Here is a 317-nt window from a genome sequence, read left to right on the forward strand (position 1 = left end):
CTTAGAATTCTCTTCTCGCCTACCTGTGTCGGTTTGCGGTACGGGCACCTTCACCTGGTTAGAGGCTTTTCTTGGCAGTGTGAGATCATGACCTTCGGTACTGTAATTTTCCCTCCCCGTCACAGCCTAGCCTTAACGATGTGCGGATTTGCCTACACATCAGCCTCACTGCTTGGACAGACATCCATCAGTCTGCGTCACTACCCTCCTGCGTCACCCCATCGCTCATAGCGGTTTACGGTGGTACAGGAATTTCAACCTGTTGTCCTTCGACTACGCCTTTCGGCCTCGCCTTAGGTCCCGACTTACCCTGAGCG

General features: G+C 53.6%; 1 rRNA gene. It reads right to left on the reverse strand.

From position 1 onward, the window contains the following. Positions 1-317, reverse strand: a 23S ribosomal RNA gene (locus tag KI367_RS26825); the annotation flags it as partial.

The sequence above is a fragment of the Paenibacillus cookii genome (genome assembly GCF_018333375.1).
Taxonomy (GTDB): Bacteria; Bacillota; Bacilli; order Paenibacillales; family Paenibacillaceae; genus Paenibacillus_AQ; species Paenibacillus_AQ cookii.